Source organism: Streptomyces sp. R11, assembly GCF_041051905.1.
Classification (GTDB): domain Bacteria; phylum Actinomycetota; class Actinomycetes; order Streptomycetales; family Streptomycetaceae; genus Streptomyces.
This window is the reverse complement of record NZ_CP163432.1, coordinates 1,466,038-1,487,001: the sequence shown is the minus strand read 5'-3', so window position 1 is coordinate 1,487,001 and position 20,964 is coordinate 1,466,038. Positions and strand designations below refer to the sequence as shown.

Genomic DNA, 20,964 nt, shown 5'->3' with positions numbered 1-20,964 from the left:
GCCCGCACCTTCGAGCCCACCCGAATCCCCGAACCGGCCCGCACCTTCGACCGCCTGAATCCTCGAATCCGTCCCAAGTCCCGAACTCCCCCGATCTGACGAAGACTTACGAGAGTCCGCCATGTACGAGCTGTCCCGGGTCCGCCTCTACTCCATCGGGCCGGCCGGTGCGCGCTACGCCGACACCGTGCTTGACCTGCGCGGTGTCGGCGAGCCCGTGCCCGATCCCGCGCCCATGCAGGCGGAGTTCTTCGAGGAGGAGCCCGTCGGGCCCCCGCGCCGGCCGGCTCCCGCAGGGGTGCTCTTCCTGGAGAACGGCGGGGGCAAGTCGGTCCTGCTCAAGCTGATCTTCTCCGTGATGCTGCCGGGCCACCGCAACACCCTCGGCGGCGCCAGCTCCGGCGTACTGCGTAAGTTCCTGCTCGCAGACGACTGCGGGCATGTCGCCCTGGAGTGGCAGCACACGCTCACCGGCGAGTGCGTCGTGGTCGGAAAAGCGAGCGAGTGGCGCGGGCGTCAGGTCTCCAACGACCCGCGGAAGTTCGCCGAGGCCTGGTACTCCTTCCGCCCGGGACCCGGGCTGAGCCTGGACAACCTGCCCGTCGCGGAGTCCACCGCCGTACGGCCGCCCGCCGAGGGCCAGTCGGGAGCGCGGGGCCGGCGGCGCACCATGAAGGGCTTCCGGGACGCCATCACGGAGGCGGGCAAGGCGTACCCGCATCTGGAGGTGCACTGGGAGGAGATCCACGACCGCTGGATCGAGCACCTCGGCGACCTCGGCCTCGACCCCGAACTCTTCCGATACCAGCGGGAGATGAACGCCGACGAGGGCGAGGCCGCGGGCCTCTTCGCGGTCAAGAAGGACTCCGACTTCACCGACCTGCTGCTGCGGGCCGTGACGGACACGCGCGACACCGACGGCCTGGCCGACCTGGTCGGCGGCTTCGGCAACAAGCTGGGCCGGCGCGCCGAGCTGATCGCCGAGCGGGACTTCACCGCCGGTTCCGTCGACCTGCTCGGGCGGATCGTCGAGGCCGCCGAGGCCCGCTCACGCGCGCGTGACATCCACGCCGGTGCCGAGCGGCGCACCCGGACCCTGGCCCGGCGGCTGTCCGCGCGGGGCGTCCAGGAGCGCGTGCGGGCCGCCGACCTCGCCCAGCGGGTCACCGCCACCGCGTCCGCCGTCACCCACGCCGAAGCGGGCCGGGACCGCAGCGCGCTGATCGCGGCCGAACTGGCCTACCGGCATGCCTCGCTGGCACTCGCGGCTGCCGAGAAGTCGGCGGCGGCGCAGAAGCGCGAGCTCGCCGACGCCCGCACGCTGCACTCGGCCTGGCAGGCCGCCGAGGCCGTCCTGCGGCACCGCGCCGCAGCCGACCGGGTCGCGCGCGTGGCCGTCGCCATCCAGGAGGCCGAACGCGACGCGGCGCCCGCGCTGGCCGCCCGCGCCAAGGCCGCCGTCGACCTCGTACGGGCCCTGCACGCGGCCGCGGAGAGCGCCGAGAGCCTCGCCAACGAGGGGGAAGAGCGGTCCGCCGCCCTCCAGGAGGTCAGCGAGTCCGCGTACCGGGACTCCACCGCCGCCGCCACAGAGGCCCAGCGCGCCCGCAGCGAGGTCGGGCACCTGCGCCAGCGGCTGTCCGAGGTCGAGCAGGAGACCGCCGAGGCCGTGCGCGCCGGCTGGCTCGACGACAGCGCGCCCGACGCCGACCCGGCCCGCGCGGCCCTTGCGGCGAGCGACGCCGAGAAGACGGCCGTCGCGGCCTGGGACACCGCCCGCGAGGCCTCCCGGCGTGCCTCGGAGCACGCGCGCGAGGCGGCCTCGACCGAGTCCCGCGCCGAGCTGACGGCGGCCCGCGCGGCCGACGCGGCAGCCGCCGCGGAACGTGCCTACGACGCCGAGCGCCGGCTCGCCGAGGGACTGGCGGCGGAGGAGCGGCTCGCGGAACTGATCGGCCTGACCGGCGAGTCGGGCGCGAAGCGCCGGGCCGTTCTTGCCCCGGGGGCCGTACCTGCGCCTCGCGCGGGTGACGACGGCGAGGGGGGCACGGCCGCGCAGGACGCCGCTGATGCGGTCGCCCGGGGTTCGGTCGACGAGGGCGCCCTCACGCCGGAAGAGCTGGACCGGTTCGCCGACGAGTTGCGCGAACTGCTCGACGACCGCGTCTCCACCGCCGAGCGGCAGCTGTTCGAACTGCGGACGGCAGCCGCCGACGACTCCCGGATCCTGGGCGCGCTCGGGGACGGCGGGCTGCTGCCGCCCGGCCCGGACGTGCTGGCCACCGTGGAGTTCCTCGGCGAGCAGGGCATCCCGGCGCTGCCGGGCTGGCGCTACCTCGCGCAGGCGGTCGACCCGGCCGACCACGCGCGCGTGCTGGCCGCCCGTCCCGAACTGGTCGATGGCGTGATCATCACCGACCCCGCCACGCACGCGCGTGCCCGCGAGGTGCTGAGCGACGCCGCGCTGCTGCCCCGGTCCGCCGTGGCGGTCGGCACCGCGGCTGCCCTGCTCGCCCCGACTCCGGCGCCGGAGTCCCCGAGCGGGGCCTCTCCTGACGTCTTCCTCGTGCCGCCGAACCCCGCCATGCACGACGAGCACGCCGCCGACGAGGAGAGGCAGGCGCTGCGCGCGCGGGCCACCGAGCGGGACGAGGAGATCCGCGCCCTCGCCGCGCGGCTCGGCAAGGACCGGGAACTGGCGGCGCGCCTCGCCTCGTGGCGGACCGGCTGCCCGGCCGGCCGGCTGGTCGAGCTGGCGCAGGCAGCCCGGGACGCGCGTGCGTTCGCCGAGGAGTCCGAGGCGGAGCTGGCCGAGGCGCGGACGGCGCGGGCCGAGGCCGACGAAGCCGCAGCCGAGGCCGCACAGGTCCGCGACGAGCGTCAGGAGGCCGCCCAGAAGGCGCGGCGAGCCGCCGACGCCCTGGCCGGGCTGGCCTTCCGGCTGCGCGAGCGGGCCGGCTGGCAGGTCAAGCTGCGCGAACTCGCCGACGAGGCCACCGAGTCCGAGGCCCGGGCACAGACCTGCCTGGAGCGCGCCCGCGCTGCCGACGAGGACCGCCGCGCCGCCCAGCGCGCCGCAGACGACGCGCGTCGCACCGCGCGTGCCCTGCGGGCCGAGCGCTCGGAGATCGCGGGCGCCCCCGACGACGTGCCGGACACCGACACGGAAGCCCCGAGGGCGTCCCTACCCGCGCTGCGAGAGGCATACCGGGCCGCCTCCCAGGTGTACGAGAAAGTCGGCGTCGGCGCCGATCTGCGCGCCGAGCAGGCCCGCGCGGAGAGCGACGAGAGCGCGGCCCGCGCGGAACTGGACCGGCTGAGCAACAAGGTCCGCACCCGGGCCGAACAGCTCCTTCAGTCGCCCGACGGCTCCGACGGGCCCTCCCGGCAGGCGGCGGCCTCGCGCGCGGAGGAACTCGTCCAGCTCCTGGAGACCCGGATGTCCAGCGCGAGCGAGCAGCTCGGACGGCTTCGCGGCGAGGCCGAACGGCACGCGCCCGAGGACGGCGAGACCCACACGGACCTGTCCGAGGAGCTCCAGCCGCGCGACGCCGAGCACGCGCAGGCGCTGCTGCGCACGGCGACCGCCGAACTCGCCTCCCGCACCGAGGCGTTGGCACAGGCCCGCGAGGCGCACGCGGAACTCCTCGAAGCCCACCGTGCCGCCGACGACGCGGCCGGCGGCTTCGACGAGATCGCCGCGATGCTGCGCGACCTGCTGCGGGAGCACACCTCGGACGAGGAGCAGGAGGCGTCGGAGCCGTACCCGGGCAGTCCGGAGGAGGCCCGGCACTCCGCCGCCGAGGCCCGCCGGTCGCTGCGCGGCTGCGCCGCCGACCTCTCCGCCGCCGAGGCCGCCGTCCGCGAGGCGAGCGACGTGCTCGTACGGCACGCCAACTCCACGCGCTACGAGCAGGTCCGCACCCCAGCCCGCCAGCAGATCCGCGAGCTGCCTGCCTCCGCGCTGCCCGAGCACGCGCAGAAGTGGGCGGACGCGTTCGCGCCCCGACTGCGCGTGCTCACCGACGAGTTGGCCCAGCTGGAACGGAACCGGGACTCCATCGTGGACCGCCTCCGCGGCCTGGTCGAGTCGGCGCTGACGACCCTGCGGTCCGCCCAGCGGCTGTCCCGTCTGCCCGAGGGCCTCGGCGAGTGGTCCGGACAGGAGTTCCTGCGCATCCGCTTCGAGGAGCCCGACCAGGCCACCCTCACGGAACGGCTCGGCGAGGTCATCGACGAGGCCACGCGCGCGGCGGTGAAGAAGAACTCGGACATGCGGCGAGACGGCATGTCCCTGCTCCTTCGCGGTGTTGCCGCGGCCCTTCAGCCGAAGGGCGTCGCCGTCGAGATCCTCAAGCCGGATGCCGTACTGCGTGCCGAGCGCGTGCCCGTCGGGCAGATGGGCGACGTGTTCTCCGGCGGACAGCTGCTCACGGCGGCCATCGCCCTGTACTGCACGATGGCCGCCCTGCGCTCGAACGACCGGGGCCGGGACAAGCACCGCCACGCCGGCACGTTGTTCCTGGACAACCCGATCGGACGCGCCAACGCCACCTACCTCCTGGAGCTGCAGCGAGCCGTCTCGGACGCCCTCGGCGTCCAACTCCTGTACACGACCGGCCTGTTCGACACGACCGCCCTCGCGGAGTTCCCGCTGGTCATCCGACTGCGCAACGACGCCGACCTCAGGGCGGGCCTGAAGTACATCAGCGTGGAGGAACACCTCCGCCCGGGATTGCCGCAGCAGCCCCAGGCGGGGGAGGCGGTGCGCAGCGAGATCACGGCCACACGGATGTTCAAACGCCCGGCGGCGCATACGACCCCCTAGCCGCACGGCCGAAGCCGGGAGATCAGCGTGGATTCTGTCCTCGCGAGTGTGCCCGTCCGTGCCGGCTACCTCAGGGGTGCGACAACCGCCCCGTCCCGCCCTGCCGGCGTATGCGCTCCTGAGTCCGCTCCGCAGCGCGCGCCTGCCGCCGTGCCCTGCTCCGCTCGCGCCGCAGGGACCGGGCGGTGCTGCTGGGTGCCGACACCACGCCGTTGCGCTGGTTCCACACCTGGCGCGTCACCCAGACGTCGAGCGCGGCCCACGTCGCCACCACGGTGCTCGTCACGCTGCTGATGACCATCGGGAATGCCAGCCATGATCCGGCCAGCGTGCACAGGAAGGCCACCATCGCCTGGATCATCGTCAAGGCGATGATCAGAACCGCTCGCACCGCGGCCGTACGCACCGGATCGGGCATCCGGCGCCGGCGGGCGGGCTCCTCGATCCACAACGGCTGGTAATGCGGCTGCTCATTAGCCGCGGCGCTCTCGGCGGTCCCGTCTCCGGGTGCCGGAATGTCGCGATCCAGCGCCTCGGGACCCTGTCGCACTGTCCGGCGCGCCGCATCGCCGTCCTCAGGCGCCACGTGCCGCTCCACCGTGCCCGTCACCGTCTCACTCCCCACCGTCAGCAGACCGCTCGCCCGCATCCGAAGACTCAGCTCCCCAGCGGTTGCCCGGCTTGCGCTGTTTTACGCCGCCCGGAGGCTGGATGCGGCTCCTGTGGCCCAATCCGCCCCCATTTCCGTAGAGAAGGACGATCGGCGCGTCCTGAAGATTCCCAAGGAAGGTAGATTTCCGGCCAACTGGCCGGACAGACCGGCCCGATTCGTCCTCCGGGGTGCCGCGGGATTGCGGGAGGCAATCTCCCGCAATGGCCGGACAACTCCCCATGTCTCGTCACCGGTGCGGAAGTTGAGATTCCGGATCTCTCTTCGAGTTACGTGTGCGTCGGTAGTAGGCTCGCGCCGATTGTTGACGCACATGTGTGCCCCCTGACCGGGTGGGGGTTTGAGCTGGGGGAGGCCATGCGCTTTCGCGGGACGTCGATCCGCCGGAAGATGGTGGCGCTGCTTCTCGTGCCGCTGGTGTCCCTCACCGCGATCTGGGGTTTCGCCACGGTCCTCACAGGGCGAGGTGCGGCGCAGCTCTTCACGGTGTCGTCCCTCGTAGAGAAGATCGGCTACTCCACTGAGGACGCCGTCCGCGTCCTGCAGCAGGAACGTCGCCAGGCGCTGGTGTATCTCGCCGACCGCCGGGCCTCGGACGCGCTGTCCGCCCTGCGGGTCACCCGCAACGCCACCGACGCCGCCGTCGCCGAGATCCGCAAGAACGCCAAGGATCCCGACGTCCGCGACGGGTTGGACCAGGGCGACAGCGAACGCCTCACTGCCGTCCTGGACGCCTTCGACGGCATCAACCCCCTGCGTCGCAGCGTCGAGGACGGAACGGTCAGCCGGGCCGACGCCCTCCACCAGTACAACCTTCTCGTTGACCCCTGCTACACCCTCCTGGCCTCTCTCGACGGCGTCGACAACGTGGCAATGGACAAGCAGGCCCGCGCCCTTCTCAACGTCACCCGCGCCCGCGAACTGCTCTCCCGCGAGGACGCGTTGCTCAGTTCCGCCCTGGTGGTGGGCAAGCTCTCCAGAGACGAGATACGCGACGTCTCCGATCTCGTCGCCCAGCGCACCCTCATGTACGAGGTCAGCCTGACGGACCTGCCCTCGTCCGAGCGCGTCCGCTACGAGCGCTTCTGGAAGAACGCCTCCACCGCTCCGCTGCGAGTCGCCGAGCAGGACGTCATCTCCGCCGAGCCGGGCAGGCCCAGCACGGTCGACGCAAAGCGCTGGGACACCGTCGCCGGAGGCGTCCTCGAGGAGCTCAGCAAACTCAACGACGAGGCGGGCGCCCGATATCAGGACCGCGTCAGCCCCGTCGCGATGGGTGTCATCGTCAAGGCGGCCCTCGCCGGCGTCCTCGGCCTGCTCGCCCTGCTCTTCTCCCTCTTCCTCTCCGTGCGTATCGGCCGCAGCCTCGTCCGCGACCTGCGGCAGCTGCGGCTGGATGCCCACGAGGCCTCCGGCGTACGACTGCCCAGCGTGATGCGGCGCCTCTCCGCCGGAGAACAGGTCGACGTGGAGACCGAGGTCCCGCGCCTGGAGTACGACAAGAACGAGATCGGCGAGGTCGGGCAGGCCCTCAACACCCTGCAGCGCGCCGCCGTCGAGGCCGCCGTCAAGCAGGCAGAACTGCGCGCCGGGGTCTCCGAGGTCTTCGTCAACCTCGCCCGCCGCAGCCAGGTCCTCCTCCACAAGCAGCTCACCCTCCTCGACACCATGGAACGCCGGACCGAGGACACCGACGAACTCGCCGACCTGTTCCGCCTGGACCACCTGACCACCCGTATGCGCCGGCACGCCGAGGGCCTGGTGATCCTCTCCGGCGCCGCTCCTTCCCGGCAGTGGCGCAAGCCCGTGCAGCTCATGGACGTCGTGCGCGCCGCGGTCGCCGAGGTCGAGGACTACGAGCGCATCGAGGTCCGCCGCCTGCCCCGCGTCGCCGTCACGGGCCCGGCCGTCGCGGACATCACCCACCTCGTGGCCGAACTCCTGGAGAACGCCACGGTGTTCTCCCCGCCGCACACCGCCGTCCAGGTGCTGGGCGAGCGGGTTGCCAATGGCTTCACCCTTGAGATCCACGACCGCGGCCTGGGTATGGCGGCCGACGTCCTGCTGGACGCCAACCTCCGACTCGCCGAGACACCCGAGTTCGAGCTGTCCGACACCGACCGGCTGGGCCTGTTCGTCGTCAGCCGGCTCGCCCAGCGGCAGAACGTCCGGGTCTCGCTGCAGCCGTCGCCGTACGGCGGCACCACCGCCGTCGTGTTCATCCCCGACGCGCTGCTCACCGACGACGTCCCGGACACCAACGGCATCGGGTTCCGTCTCGACCGGCCCACGCCCTCGAAGGGGGCCGAGCTGGAGGAGTCGCGCCGGGCTGCACTCTCCCAGGTGCCGGCCCGAGTGCCCGGCCTGCCCGCCGCGCTCCTCGACGGCCCGGTAGAGCTGGAGGCTCCGGTCGATCTCGACGCCCTCAGTGACTTCCCGGACGCGCTCGGCGACGAGGACGGCGAACGCGGCGGCCTTTTCCGCCCGCGTCGTACCCTCGCCCCCATGGAGGACGAAGCGACGGGCCCGCACGGCACCCAGCACCCGGTCTCCGGCATCCACGGCGGACCGGACGACGTGGACTCGGACAACGAGGCGAGCGCGCCTGTCCCGCTGCCCCGCCGCGGGACGCCCAAGCTGGTCAGTTCGCACGGGCGCCCTGTCACCGAGCAGCGCTCCCGGTGGGAGAAGGCAGACGCCGAGTCGTCGACAGGTCCGAGCCGTCCGCAGCCGAACGGCCTCTCTCCGCTGCCGGCCCGCCGCCGCGGCACGGGACCCCATGGCGAGGGAGCCGGCACGCCCGATCGGGTCGGTGACCGTACCGACGCAGCGCCCTCCGCCGGGCACGACCACAGTGAGTCGCCGGAGCCCCCGGCTCTCCCGAGGCGCACACGTCGTCCCGCGATCGCCTCGAGCGACTCCGCCCCGAGCCCTACCGCCCCGCCCCAGGAGGCCGGCCCCGGTGCGGGAGCGCTGCCCCGGCGCGTACGCCAGGCCAGCCTGGCTCCCCAGCTCAAACAGGGCCCGGCACCGCGCACCGAGGAGAAGCCGGAGCTCGCCGAGCGGGACGCGGACGAGGTCCGCAGCCGAATGGCCTCCCTCCAGCGCGGCTGGCAGCGCGGCCGCCGGGAGAACGCCGCGGGCGATGACGCCCACAGCGGCACAGCACCACAACGAACGACTAAGGGGGACGGTCGATGACCGCACCGAAAGCGACCGGCCACACCGCGACCAACCAGTCCGGAGAGCTCAACTGGCTCCTCGACGACCTCGTGGACCGCGTCGCCAGCATCCGAAAGGCCCTCGTGCTCTCCGGCGACGGCCTGCCGACAGGGGTGTCCAAGGACCTGACCCGCGAGGACAGCGAGCACCTGGCTGCCGTCGCTTCCGGCTTCCACAGCCTTGCCAAGGGCGTGGGCCGCCACTTCGAGGCGGGCAACGTCCGGCAGACCGTCGTCGAGCTCGATGACGCCTTCCTGTTCGTGACGGCCGCCGGCGACGGCAGCTGCCTCGCGGTGCTCTCGGACGCCGACTCCGACGTCGGTCTGGTCGCGTACGAGATGACCCTCCTCGTCAAGCGTGTCGGCGTGCATCTGGGTACCGCTCCGCGCACCGATCTGCCCGCAGGCGGGTAGTGGGATGGCATGAGCGCTGACGGTCAGGGAAGAAGCCACTGGTTCGACGACGAGGCCGGACCGGTCGTCCGTCCGTACGCCATGACGCGCGGCCGCACCACCAGTGCGGCCCAGCACCGTCTCGACCTGATCGCGGTGGTCGTCGCGGAACCGCAGGCGGACGATCCGGAGGCGGACTCGACGTTGTCCCCGGAACATGTGGACATCGTCGGCCTGTGCCGTGACGCTCCGCAGTCCGTGGCCGAACTCTCCGCCGAGCTCGATCTGCCCATCGGCGTCGTACGGGTCCTCGTCGGAGATCTCGTGGACTCGGAATTCGTCCATGTGAACCGGCCGGTACCGCCTGCCGAGCTGGTGGACGAGAGTATTCTGCGCGACGTGATCAACGGCCTGCGGGCGCTGTGAGCGGCGCGGAAGCGGGGTAGTGACGTGACAGGCTGGCAGTTCTGGGTCGACCGAGGCGGCACCTTCACGGACATCGTCGCGCGACGCCCGGACGGCCGTCTGCTGACGCACAAGCTGCTGTCGGAGAATCCGGCGCGATACTCCGACGCGGCCGTGGCGGGCGTGAGTCAACTGCTGGACGGCTCCGAGGACCCCATCGAGGCCGTCCGCATGGGCACCACGGTCGCCACCAACGCCCTCCTCGAGCGCAAGGGCGAGCGGACCCTCCTCGTCATCACCAGCGGTTTCCGCGACGCCCTGCGCATCGCCTACCAGAACCGCCCCCGCATCTTCGCCCGCCGCATCGAACTGCCCGAGCTGCTCTACGAGCGGGTCGTCGAGGTCGACGAGCGCATCGCCGCCGACGGCACCCTGCTGCACGCTCCCGACCTGGACGCCCTCGCCGGCCCCCTCCAGGAGGCCTACGACGACGGGATCCGCGCCGTCGCCGTGGTCTGCTTGCACAGCCACCTCCACCCCGCCCACGAACAGGCCGTCGGAGAGCTCGCCGACCGCATCGGCTTCCCGCAGATCTCGCTGTCCAGCGAGGTCAGCCCGCTGATGAAGCTCGTCCCGCGCGGGGACACCGCCGTCGTCGACGCCTACCTCTCGCCCGTCCTGCGCCGCTACGTCCAGCACGTCGCCGACGAACTCGAGGGCGTGCGGCTGATGTTCATGCAGTCCAATGGCGGCCTCGCGGAAGCCGGTCAGTTCCGTGGCAAGGACGCCATTCTCTCCGGGCCCGCCGGAGGCATCGTCGGCATGGCCCGCATGTCGCAGCTCGCCGGCTTCGACCGCGTCATCGGCTTCGACATGGGCGGTACGTCGACCGACGTCTCGCATTTCGCGGGTGAGTACGAACGCGTCTTCACCACACAGATCGCCGGTGTGCGGCTGCGCGCCCCCATGCTGGACATCCACACCGTCGCGGCCGGCGGCGGGTCGGTCCTCCATTTCGACGGGTCCCGTTACCGCGTAGGGCCGGACTCGGCGGGCGCGGACCCGGGCCCTGCCTGCTACCGGGGCGGCGGGCCGCTCGCGGTCACCGACGCCAACGTCATGCTCGGCCGCATCCAACCCGCCCATTTTCCCAAGGTGTTCGGACCCGACGGGGACCAGCCCCTCGACGACGCGCTCGTACGTGAGCGCTTCACCGCCCTCGCGAACGAGATCGGCGAGCAGACCGGCGACGACCGAACGCCCGAGCAGGTCGCCGAGGGCTACTTGCAGATCGCGGTCGCCAACATCGCCAACGCCGTGAAGCGGATCTCCGTCCAGAAGGGCCACGACGTCACCCGCTACGCCCTCACCACCTTCGGTGGTGCGGGCGGCCAGCACGCGTGCATGGTCGCCGACTCGCTCGGCATTCGCACGGTTCTCGTGCCCCCCATGGCCGGCGTCCTCTCCGCGCTCGGCATCGGCCTCGCCGACACGACGGCCATGCGCGAACAGTCCGTCGAGGCACCTCTGCGGGACGCCTCGATGCCCGGGATCCTGAAGACCGCGGACGACCTGGAAGCAGCCGCCCGCACCGAACTCCTCGACGAGGACGTCCCCGAGGACCGCATCCGGATCACCCGCCGCGCCCAACTCCGCTACGACGGCACCGACACCACCCTCACCGTCGAGCTCACCGAGCCCGACACGATGAGGCACGCCTTCGAAGAACGTCATCGCGCCACGTACTCCTTCACCCTCGATCGCCCGATCGTCGTCGAAGCCCTCTCCGTCGAAGCCACTGGCATCACCGAACCCCCCGATCTCTCCGCTCTCGCCCCTCACGAAGCCGCCCCTGAGGCCAGGTCGGCCACCCCGGGCACCGTCCCCCTCCACACGGGCGGCACCTGGCGCCACGTACCCCTCCACCGCCGAGAACACCTGCCTCCCGGCGAAACCGTCACCGGCCCGGCGATCATCACCGAGGCCAGTGCGACGACCGTCGTCGACGACGGCTGGCAAGCCGCGACGACCGACGACGGGCATCTGGTCATGGAACGCACGGCGATTACGCAGAGTTCCGATCTCGACACGCAAGCCGACCCGGTTCTCCTCGAGGTCTTCAACAACCTCTTCATGTCCATCGCCGAACAGATGGGAGCCCGGCTCGAATCCACCGCCCAGTCCGTCAACATCAAGGAGCGCCTGGACTTCTCCTGCGCACTCTTCGACCCGGACGGAAACCTGGTGGCCAACGCCCCGCACATCCCCGTCCACCTGGGCTCGATGGGCACGAGCGTGCAGGAGGTCATCCGGCGCCGCGGCTCCCGGATGCGCCCCGGCGACACCTACGCCGTCAACGACCCGTACCACGGCGGCACCCACCTGCCCGACGTCACCGTGATCACCCCGGTCTTCGACGCGCAAAGCACGACGAACACGGAGGGTGAGCCGGAGATCCTCTTCTACGTCGCCTCACGCGGCCACCACGCCGAGATCGGCGGCATCGCCCCCGGCTCCATGCCCGCCGACAGCCGCACCATCGAGGAGGAGGGAATCCTCTTCGACAACTGGCTGCTCGCCGAGAACGGCCGCTTCCGCGAGGAGGAGACCCTCCGTCTGCTCACCGAGGCGCCCTACCCGTCGCGCAACCCCAAGACCAACCTCGCCGATCTGCGCGCCCAGATCGCCGCCAACCGCAAGGGCGTCGAGGAAGTCGCCCGGATGATCGAGAACTTCGGTCTCGACGTCGTCCAGGCGTACATGAAGCACGTCCAGGACAACGCGGAGGAAGCGGTACGCAGGGTCATCGACGCCCTGGACGACGGGGAGTACGCCTACGAGACCGACTCGGGCGCGACCATCCGGGTACGCGTGCGCGTGGACCGCGAGAACCGCTGCGCCACCGTCGACTTCACCGGCACGTCCCAGCAGTTGGCCACGAACTTCAACGCCCCCTTCTCGGTCGTCAACGCGGCAGTGCTGTACGTCTTCCGTACCCTCGTCGCCGACGACATCCCGCTCAACGACGGCTGCCTGCGCCCCATCGACATCGTCGTGCCGCCCGGCTCCATGCTCGCCCCCGAACCCCCGGCAGCGGTCGTCGCGGGCAATGTGGAGACCTCGCAGGCCATCACCGGCGCCCTCTATGCCGCGCTCGGTGTCCAGGCCGAGGGCTCCGGCACCATGAACAACGTCACCTTCGGCAACGAACGGCATCAGTACTACGAGACCGTGGCCTCCGGGTCCGGAGCGGGCGACGGGTTCCCCGGCGCGCCCGTCGTCCAGACCCATATGACCAACTCGCGGCTCACCGATCCCGAAGTGCTGGAGTGGCGACTGCCGGTACAGCTCGACGAGTTCGCCGTACGGCGCGGCAGCGGCGGGGCCGGGCAGTGGCGCGGCGGGGACGGCGCCGTGCGCCGCATCCGGTTCCACGAGCCCATGACCGTCTCCACCCTGTCCCAGCACCGCAGGGTCCCGCCGTACGGCATGGCGGGCGGCGAACCCGGCGCGCTGGGAGCCAACCGCGTCGAGCACGCGGACGGCACGGTCACCGCACTCGGCGCCAGCGACTCGGCGGACGTCGGAGCCGGCGACGTACTCGTCATCGAAACCCCTGGCGGCGGAGGCTACGGCCCACCGTCGCGCGACCCCCATCAAGCAGGAGAAGAGATCGATGATCTTCGGGCGTTCTGAGCGCGGGAAGCCTCCGGTCGAGCCCGTCACGCTCAAGATCCTGGTGGCCGGCGGCTTCGGCGTGGGCAAGACCACCCTCGTCGGCGCGGTCAGCGAGATCAGGCCGCTGCGCACCGAGGAACTGCTCACGGAGGCCGGACGCCCGGTCGACGACACGAGCGGTGTCGAGGGCAAGCGCACCACCACGGTGGCCATGGACTTCGGGCGCATCACCCTGCGCGAGGACCTGGTGCTGTACCTCTTTGGTACGCCCGGCCAGGAGCGGTTCTGGTTCATGTGGGACGAGCTGTCCGAGGGTGCGCTGGGCGCTGTCGTGCTCGCCGACACTCGGCGCCTGGAGGACTGCTTCGCGGCCGTCGACTACTTCGAGCGGCGCTCCATACCCTTCCTCGTCGGCGTCAACTGCTTCGAGGGATCCGCCCGTTACCCGGCGGAGGACATCCGTCAGGCCCTCGACCTCGACGACGGCGTACCGCTGCTGCTGTGCGACGCCCGCGACCGGGAGTCCGTCAAGGAGATCCTCATCGGCGTCGTCCAGCACGCGATGGCCTACCAGGCGGACCGCCGGCAGACCGTGACCACCTGAGCCGAGGGACGGGCACGGCCCGTACCCCCGCCGACCGGGGTACGAGCCGTGGCTCACGGCACGCGCGCGTGGCTCACGCGGAGCGCACGCACGCGTGGACCGCCTTGGGAGCGCGGTCAGCTCTCGCCGTCCTCCAGCCAGCCGAAGCTCTTCTCCACCGCCTTGCGCCAGTTGTGGTACTCGCGGTCCCGCTCCTGGGCGGTCATGGTCGGCGTCCACTCGACGTCCTTCGCCCAGTGCGCCTTGAGCTCGTCCAGGTCGTTCCACACGCCGGTGGCCAGCCCCGCCGCGTACGCGGCACCGAGGCAGGTCGTCTCGGAGATCTTGGGCCGGATCACCGGCACGTCGAGCACGTCCGCCTGGTGCTGCATGAGCAGGTTGTTCTTCGTCATGCCGCCGTCGACCTTCAGGGTCGTGATCTGCACGCCGGAGTCCTGGTACATGGCGTCCACGACCTCGCGCGTCTGCCAGCTCGTCGCCTCCAGCACCGCGCGAGCGAGGTGCGCCTTGGTGACGTACCGCGTCAGGCCGGTGACCACCCCGCGCGCGTCGGAACGCCAGTACGGCGCGAAAAGGCCGGAGAAGGCGGGCACGATGTACGCGCCGCCGTTGTCCTCGACGCTCGCCGCAAGTGGCTCGATCTCGTCGGCGGTGCCGATGATGCCGAGCTGGTCGCGGAACCACTGGACCAGCGCACCCGTTATGGCTATTGCTCCCTCCAGGCAGTACACGGGTGCCTCGCTGCCGATCTTGTAGCCCATGGTCGTCAGCAGCCCGCTCTTCGACGGCACCGGCCGGTTGCCCGTGTTGAGCAGCAGGAAGCTGCCCGTGCCGTAGGTGTTCTTCGCGGTGCCGACGTCGTAGCAGGCCTGCCCGAACACAGCCGCCTGCTGGTCGCCCAGGGCAGAGGCGACCGGCACCCCGGCCAGCTGGCCGACGGCGGTCCCGTACACCTCCGACGAGGACTTGATCTCCGGGAGGACGGCCTCGGGGACGTTCATGGCGGACAGGATCGAGGGATCCCACTGGAGGGTCTCCAGGTTCATCAGCATGGTGCGTCCGGCGTTCGTCACGTCGGTGACGTGATGCCCGCCGTCCGTGCCGCCGGTGAGGTTCCAGATCAGCCAGGAGTCGATGGTGCCGAAGGCGATCTCGCCGCGCTCGGCGCGGTCCCTGAGGCCGGGCACGTTGTCCAGCAGCCAGGCTGCCTTGGGGCCGGAGAAGTAGCTGGCCAGCGGCAGTCCGGTCTGCTCACGGAATCGATCCTGACCGTCGGAGCCTCCCAGCTGGTTGCACAGCGCCGCCGTACGGGTGTCCTGCCACACGATCGCGTTGTGCACCGGCTTGCCCGTGGCGCGGTCCCACAGGACCGTCGTCTCGCGCTGGTTGGTGATCCCGAGCGCGCTGAGCTGGTCGGCACGCAGTCCGGCCTTGGCTATCGCGCCGGCGACCACCGCTTGCACCTTGGACCAGATCTCGGTGGCGTCGTGCTCCACCCAGCCGGGCTTGGGGAAGATCTGGCGGTGTTCGCGCTGGTCGACGGCGACGATGGCGCCGTTCTGGTTGAAGACGATGCAGCGGCTGGAGGTGGTGCCCTGGTCGATTGCGGCGACGTACTTTTCGACGTTGTCCGTCATGGCTACCCCTTGGGCTGATTCAGAAGGCTGCGTTGTAGATGAGGCCACCGAGCAGGCCGCCGATCAGTGGCCCGACGACCGGGATCCACGAGTAGCCCCAGTCGGACGTGCCCTTGTTCGGGATAGGCAGGAACGTGTGCACGATGCGCGGTCCGAGGTCACGTGCCGGGTTGATGGCATACCCGGTGGGGCCGCCCAGGGAGAGGCCGATACCGACGACCAGCAGGGCAACGAGGAGGATCGAGATACCGGAACCGTAGATGCCGTCGGCCTGGCCCACGATCTGTCCGATGCCGATCCCCTCCACGTGCCTGTTGTTGCCGACCAGGGCCAGGAGGGGCAGCACCAGGGCGATGGTCGCGAGGATCTCGGTCACCAGGTTGGCCACCGTGCTCCGGATCTCCGGGATCGTGGAGAAGATGCCGAGCGTCGGCACCGGCTCGTCCAGGGTGCCCTCCGTGGTCCCCGTCTGCCGCACATTGGCCTGGAACTGGGAGAAGTACGTGAGGTAGCACAGCACGGCGCCGATCATGGCTCCGGCCATCTGACCCAGCAGGTAGACCCAGACCTTGTCCCACACGCCGGTGTCGACGGCGAGTCCGAAGGTGACGGCCGGATTCAGGTGACCGCCGGAGAGGGGAGCGGCCGTGTAGGCACCCGCCAGAACACCGAATCCCCAGCCGAAGGCGATCACCACCCAGCCGGCGGCGCGTGCTTTCGAGAATCTCAGCGTGACGGCGGCGCAGACGCCGGCGCCGAACAGGATCAGGATCGCCGTACCGATCATCTCGCCGACGAATATGTCTCCGTTGGTCATGGCGGCTCCTTGGCCGTGGCCCGGGGTGATCGACCCCGAACCTCCGTGCAGGGTGCGTTTCCCTTGGCTACTTCAGCGGAAGGCAGGGAAGGGTCCCGCGCCCCGCCCGGCGTCCGTGACGAGCGTGCCGTCGCAGTCGACTCGCCCGTGGAGAAAAGGGCTCTGGTCCAGGCGCAACCGCGCGGCGCAGTGCGTGGATACGCCGGCAATGTACGGCGATGTCGACTGACACCGGGAAGTGTTCACCGGCGTCCAAGGGGCGTCAAGGTCGCGGACGTCAACGGTTCTGGGCGTGCCCACGGTCACGGAATGTCGTCGACCGGGCTCAGAGCACGCCACTCGCGGGCGGGACGGGCACCGGGGGCCCCGCTTGGGCGGCAGGGAGGCCAGTTCCTGCCGGACCCGACGGGGGCCGATGATGATGTTTGCACTGAAGCCGCACGGACGCCGCCTCGGCCTCCGCCGACCTGGTAGGAGAAGCGTCTCACCCTCTGCCCGGCTCCGCCACCGCCCACTCGGCCCGGGCCGTCGCCTCGTCCACCCCGCGCAGGATCTCGTGCCCCGGGAGCCCTGCCCGGCCCAGCACCCAGCTCGCTCCGCTCAGCGATTTCGCGGCCTTCTTCAGCGGCGCCAGACAGGCGGCCGCCTGCCGGTGGTCCGTCACGCTGCCCGGCTCGCACAGGACCGTGGCGAGGGACAGCGTGATGGCAAGTCCACCCGCGGACCAGGGCGCGTCCAGCACCGACGTGGCCAGCGGATCCAGCCCCTCCGGATCCGCCAGCACCAGGAAGTCGTCCCCGCCGATGTGGCCCACGCGGATACTTTCCGTCGCCGCGTGCTGCAGTACCCGTCCGACGGACCGGATCAGCTCGTCGCCCGCCGCGAACCCGGCTCCGTCGTTGACCTGCTTGAAGTGGTCCACATCCAGCCAGCTCAGAGCGAACCTCCGGCCGTCCGCGATCCGCCGGTCCACCTCACCGGTGATCGCATCCGAACCGGGCAGCCGGGTCAGCGGGTTGAGCCCCGCCGCCTCCTCGACGCGATTCTCGGCGAGAGCTCGTACGAGGTCCGCGAGCCGTACGACGCCCACGCAGCGGCCGTACCGGTCGACCACCGCCACATCGTCCGACGTACGGTTGCTCCCGCCGTCCGCGACCACGTCCAGCACCTCCCACGCGGTGGCGTCGACGCCCACCGTGCGGGGGAGATCTCCCAGCTTGGCCGCGGGCCGGTCCGCGTACAGGGCATGGCCGTAGCGGCCCGACATCGACAGCAGGAAGCGGGAACGGTGCACCGACCGCACCGGGACGCCGCTCCGGTCCACCAGGAGCACCCCGGACACGTCCGGCGACCCGGTCAGCAGCGCCCGCACCTGGCCCGCGGACGCGGTGGCGGGTAGCAACGCGGCCGGCCGCACGAACTGCCGTACAGACGGTCCCGACCGTGGCGTCACCGACAGTCCGGGGGAGCGCGGCGGAACGTATACCTCCGCCGCGGGCAGCCGAGCCGGTGGGGCGAACAGCTCCCCCTGCGCCAGCTGCGCACCGGCCGACCGCGCGGAAGCGCACTGGAGCTCCGTCTCGACACCCTCGACGCACAGGAGTGCGCCCTGCTGGTCGCACAGCGTCCGCATCGCCCGCACCGCGGCCGGGCGCGCCAGCAGGGACGCGTCGAGCTTCACGAGATCCGGCGCCATGTCCGTGAGCAGGCGCAGCGGGAGGTCTCCGTCTCCGACGCCGTCCGCGCTGATCCGGAAGCCCTGGTTTCGCAGCGCGCCGAGCGCCTCCAGCAGCGCGTGCTGCGGCACGTGCGTGTACGGCGGACCGATGTCGATCGTCACCTCCCACGGCAGCCGACCCGCCGCGCGCACGGCGTCGTGCAGCGGTGTGAGCCCACCGAGGTCGGCGAGGGTACCGGCGAACACATTGACGTGCAGGGGCAGCAACGTCTCCTTGCGGGCCGCGGCACGGAACGCCAACACGGCGAGCCGGCCGTCGAGTTCGGGATCGCGGCGCGCCTCGGCCAGGACGTCGCCGGTCTCCGGGCGGGCGAGAATCTCCAGCCCCGCGACTCCACCGGTCGTCAGATTGACCACCGGTTGGAAGGCGAAGCGGAGAGTATCCGTCCAGGCGTCCACGGCAGCATGATGGCGCCACCGAAGACCGCCCGAGCCCAGTTCATGAGACGTTCACGCAGGATTCCGGCGTGCTCACGCAGTGTAGAAACGCCACGTCGTCCGTGGTGATGCGGCGCCGAAGCCACGCTCACAACCGCGAGTGTCCGGGCCCGTGGAGCCCTCGCGACTCATCGCACCGCGACCACGGCCGACCCGTGCCCGAACAGTCCCTGGTTGGCGGCGATTCCCACACGTGCCCCGGTGACCTGCCGGTCGGCCGCGGCGCCCCTCAACTGCCAGGTGAGTTCGCATACTTGCGCTATCGCCTGGGCCGGAACCGCCTCTCCGAAGGAGGCCAGACCGCCGCTCGCGTTCACCGGTACTCGCCCGCCGAGTGCCGTGGAGCCCTCCCTCAGCAACTTCGCGGCTTCCCCTTCGCCGCACAGCCCCAGATCCTCGTACCACTGCAACTCCAGCGCGGTGGACAGGTCGTAGACCTCCGCCAAGGAGAGATCCTCGGGGCCGATGCCGGCTTCCTCATAGGCCGCGCGTGCGATCGACTCCCGGAATGTCTCGGCCGCCGGTGGCACTGCCACTGCCGAGTCGGTCGCGATGTCGGGCAGATCCAGGACGGTGTTGGGGTAACGCGGTGTCACGGTGGACACCGCCCGGATCCGCACCGGATCCCCGGTTCCGTGCCGACGCGCGAACTCCATACCGGCCAGCACGAGCGCCGCACCTCCGTCCGAGGTCGCGCAGATGTCGAGCAGCCGTAGGGGATCGGCGACCACGGCGGAGGCGGCGACCTCCTCGGCGGTGACCGGCTTGCGGTAGCGGGCGTAGGGATTGAGCGCACCCACTGCGGCGTTCTTCACCTTGACCTGCGCGAAGTCCTCCGGTGTGTCCCCGTGCACGGCCATCCGCCGACGCGCGTACAACCCGAAGTACGTCGGATTGGTCGCACCGAGGGCGCGGAAGCGAAGCCAGTCCGGATCGTCGGGCCGGTCGCCGCCCGCAGGCCGGAAGAAGCCTTTGGGAGCAGCGTCGGCACCCACCACCAGCACCACGTCCGCGAGCCCCGAAAGTATCTGCGCCCGCGCCGTGTTGATGGCCTGCGCCCCGGACGCGCACGCCGCGTACACGCTCGTGACCCGGGCTCCCTGCCAGCCGAGCGCCTTCGCGAACGTCGCCCCCGCCACATACCCCGGATAGCCGCCCCGCACGGTGTCCGCGCCGACGATCGACCCGATGTCCCGCCACTCAAGTCCCGCATCGGCGATCGCCGCGCGAGCCGCCGCCGCGCCGTACTCGACGAAGCTGCGCCCCCACTTGCCCCACGGGTGCATGCCCGCGCCCAGCACCGCCACCTCGTCCGTCATGCCGCCACCCCCGTCGGCCGCCACTGCCACGTCGTCCAGATCGTCTCCGCGTCCTCATGCAGCACGCCGGGGACGACCTCCACCTCCATGCCCACCGTCAGATCGGCGACGGTGACCCCGGGAACCGCCTGTCCCAGCACGACGAGGCGCTCGGACTCCAGCTCCACAGCGATCAACGCGTAGGGCTCCCAGGGAAGTTCCGGGTTGGTCACATAGGGTGACGGAGGCCGGTACCGGCTGTCCGTGTACGACCACACGTGCCCCCGCCGCGAGAGAGGGATCTCCTCCAGGTCACCGCCCGGGCAGTCGGGGTTGCGGCAGTGGCCGTCCTCCCGCGGAAAGAAGACCGAGGTGCAGGCCGAGCAGCGGGTGCCGAGGAGGCGGAAGTCGGTCTCGTCCCCGGCGAACCACCCGGCGACCACCGGTGTGCGCGTGCGTGGCATAGCCCCTCCTGATCGTACGATCTGACGGAACGTCAGAAGTCTGCCACGGGCAACGGAAAAGCGGCAGGGCCGCCTGGGCTCACCGGCGGCACCGGCCTTCCTGTCCGGCTTCAGGGGCGGAATGCATCCGATCGCTTCCGCGAAGGAACACACTCCTGATAGACGCAGGAGACATGACACGACTCTCGACCGCGGTACGAGGACTGGTCACCACGCTCGCCACCCTCCTCGCCGTGACCGCCGCCCCGACAGTCGTCCAGGCGAAGCCGGAGCCCAAAGCGCCGAAGGACTTCGTGGCGCTGCGAACAGGGGACCCGACCATCGTTCAGGAGATGCGGTACTCCACCCCGCACAACTTCGTGGGCGAGCGCATCGACGGCTACCGACAGCCCCTGTGCATCCTGACCCGACCTGCCGCCTAGGCCCTCCACAAGGCCCAGAGGCGGCTGTTGCCCACCAGGCCGTACGTACCAGGAGAGCGCCTCGTACCCTGCTACGCACCCAAGGCCGAGCGCTTCCCCGACAGCTCCGTCGACATGGGCACCGGCTTCGACTGTTTCGACACCCTGTCCCACACCCTCGACCCGCACATCCAGGGCGAACAACGGACCAACCGACTGCTGCTCAAGCACACCGTCGAAGCCCTCGGCTTCGTGAATCTCGCCGAGGAGTGGTGGCACTACACGTTCAAGCCGGACCTATCCGGACACCTACTTCGACTTCCCCGTGTCCTGGAAATCCCTGGCCGGACGCTAGCGACGCCCCCCGGAAGA

12 protein-coding genes and 1 pseudogene are annotated in these 20,964 nt (G+C 71.1%); 7 read left to right on the top strand and 6 right to left on the bottom strand.

Translation table 11 applies throughout. The features are described from left to right. The first annotated feature begins 121 nt into the window (after window positions 1-121). On the top strand, window positions 122-4,828 hold the full coding sequence (locus tag AB5J55_RS06735; RefSeq protein WP_369269781.1) for a hypothetical protein: 4,707 nt from the start codon (window positions 122-124) through the stop codon (window positions 4,826-4,828). A gap of 70 nt (window positions 4,829-4,898) precedes the next feature. On the opposite strand, the gene AB5J55_RS06730 is transcribed toward AB5J55_RS06735, so the two are convergent. Next, the gene (locus AB5J55_RS06730; protein WP_369269780.1) at window positions 4,899-5,477 is read right to left on the bottom strand and encodes a hypothetical protein; all 579 of its coding nucleotides are present in this window, start codon (window positions 5,475-5,477) and stop codon (window positions 4,899-4,901) included. Window positions 5,478-5,855: 378 nt separating this feature from the next. Between AB5J55_RS06730 and AB5J55_RS06725 the strand changes: the two genes are divergently transcribed. The 5 genes from AB5J55_RS06725 to AB5J55_RS06705 are packed head-to-tail and all read left to right on the top strand — an operon-like array spanning window position 5,856 to window position 13,799. Next, on the top strand, window positions 5,856-8,699 hold the full coding sequence (locus tag AB5J55_RS06725) for a nitrate- and nitrite sensing domain-containing protein (protein WP_369269779.1): 2,844 nt from the start codon (window positions 5,856-5,858) through the stop codon (window positions 8,697-8,699). Then, on the top strand, window positions 8,696-9,133 hold the full coding sequence (locus AB5J55_RS06720; RefSeq protein WP_062704455.1) for a roadblock/LC7 domain-containing protein: 438 nt from the start codon (window positions 8,696-8,698) through the stop codon (window positions 9,131-9,133). Before AB5J55_RS06725 ends, AB5J55_RS06720 begins: the two co-directional genes overlap by 4 nt. A gap of 9 nt (window positions 9,134-9,142) precedes the next feature. Beyond that, window positions 9,143-9,538 carry a DUF742 domain-containing protein gene (locus AB5J55_RS06715; RefSeq protein WP_362381343.1) on the top strand — a complete coding sequence of 132 codons (396 nt, stop codon included), beginning with the start codon at window positions 9,143-9,145 and terminating at the stop codon, window positions 9,536-9,538. Window positions 9,539-9,562: 24 nt separating this feature from the next. Continuing rightward, on the top strand, window positions 9,563-13,213 hold the full coding sequence (locus tag AB5J55_RS06710; protein ID WP_369269778.1) for a hydantoinase B/oxoprolinase family protein: 3,651 nt from the start codon (window positions 9,563-9,565) through the stop codon (window positions 13,211-13,213). After that, complete coding sequence (locus AB5J55_RS06705; RefSeq protein ID WP_369269777.1) at window positions 13,194-13,799, top strand: ATP/GTP-binding protein; 606 nt, start codon at window positions 13,194-13,196, stop codon at window positions 13,797-13,799. The genes AB5J55_RS06710 and AB5J55_RS06705 overlap by 20 nt, the downstream gene beginning before the upstream one ends. A 116-nt stretch (window positions 13,800-13,915) precedes the next feature. Here AB5J55_RS06705 and glpK read toward each other — a convergent pair whose 3' ends face one another. The 5 genes from glpK to AB5J55_RS06680 all read right to left on the bottom strand — a co-directional run bounded on the left by glpK (window position 13,916) and on the right by AB5J55_RS06680 (window position 20,170). Continuing rightward, a complete protein-coding gene (gene glpK, locus AB5J55_RS06700) occupies window positions 13,916-15,436 on the bottom strand; it encodes a glycerol kinase GlpK (protein WP_369269776.1) in 1,521 nt (506 codons plus the stop codon). Between the two features lie 19 nt (window positions 15,437-15,455). After that, window positions 15,456-16,253 (bottom strand): MIP/aquaporin family protein, encoded by a 798-nt coding sequence (locus AB5J55_RS06695; RefSeq protein ID WP_369269775.1) that lies wholly within the window; start codon window positions 16,251-16,253, stop codon window positions 15,456-15,458. A 484-nt stretch (window positions 16,254-16,737) separates the two neighbouring features. Next, window positions 16,738-18,390: an EAL domain-containing protein gene (locus AB5J55_RS06690; protein WP_369269774.1), complete on the bottom strand. Its 1,653-nt coding sequence runs from the start codon at window positions 18,388-18,390 to the stop codon at window positions 16,738-16,740. A gap of 167 nt (window positions 18,391-18,557) precedes the next feature. After that, window positions 18,558-19,748: a lipid-transfer protein gene (locus AB5J55_RS06685; protein WP_369269773.1), complete on the bottom strand. Its 1,191-nt coding sequence runs from the start codon at window positions 19,746-19,748 to the stop codon at window positions 18,558-18,560. Then, window positions 19,745-20,170 (bottom strand): Zn-ribbon domain-containing OB-fold protein, encoded by a 426-nt coding sequence (locus AB5J55_RS06680; RefSeq protein ID WP_369276113.1) that lies wholly within the window; start codon window positions 20,168-20,170, stop codon window positions 19,745-19,747. Before AB5J55_RS06680 ends, AB5J55_RS06685 begins: the two co-directional genes overlap by 4 nt. A gap of 194 nt (window positions 20,171-20,364) precedes the next feature. Here AB5J55_RS06680 and AB5J55_RS06675 point away from each other — a divergent pair. Next, window positions 20,365-20,947 (top strand): annotated as a pseudogene (locus AB5J55_RS06675) (M15 family metallopeptidase). The last annotated feature ends 17 nt before the right edge of the window (window positions 20,948-20,964 follow it).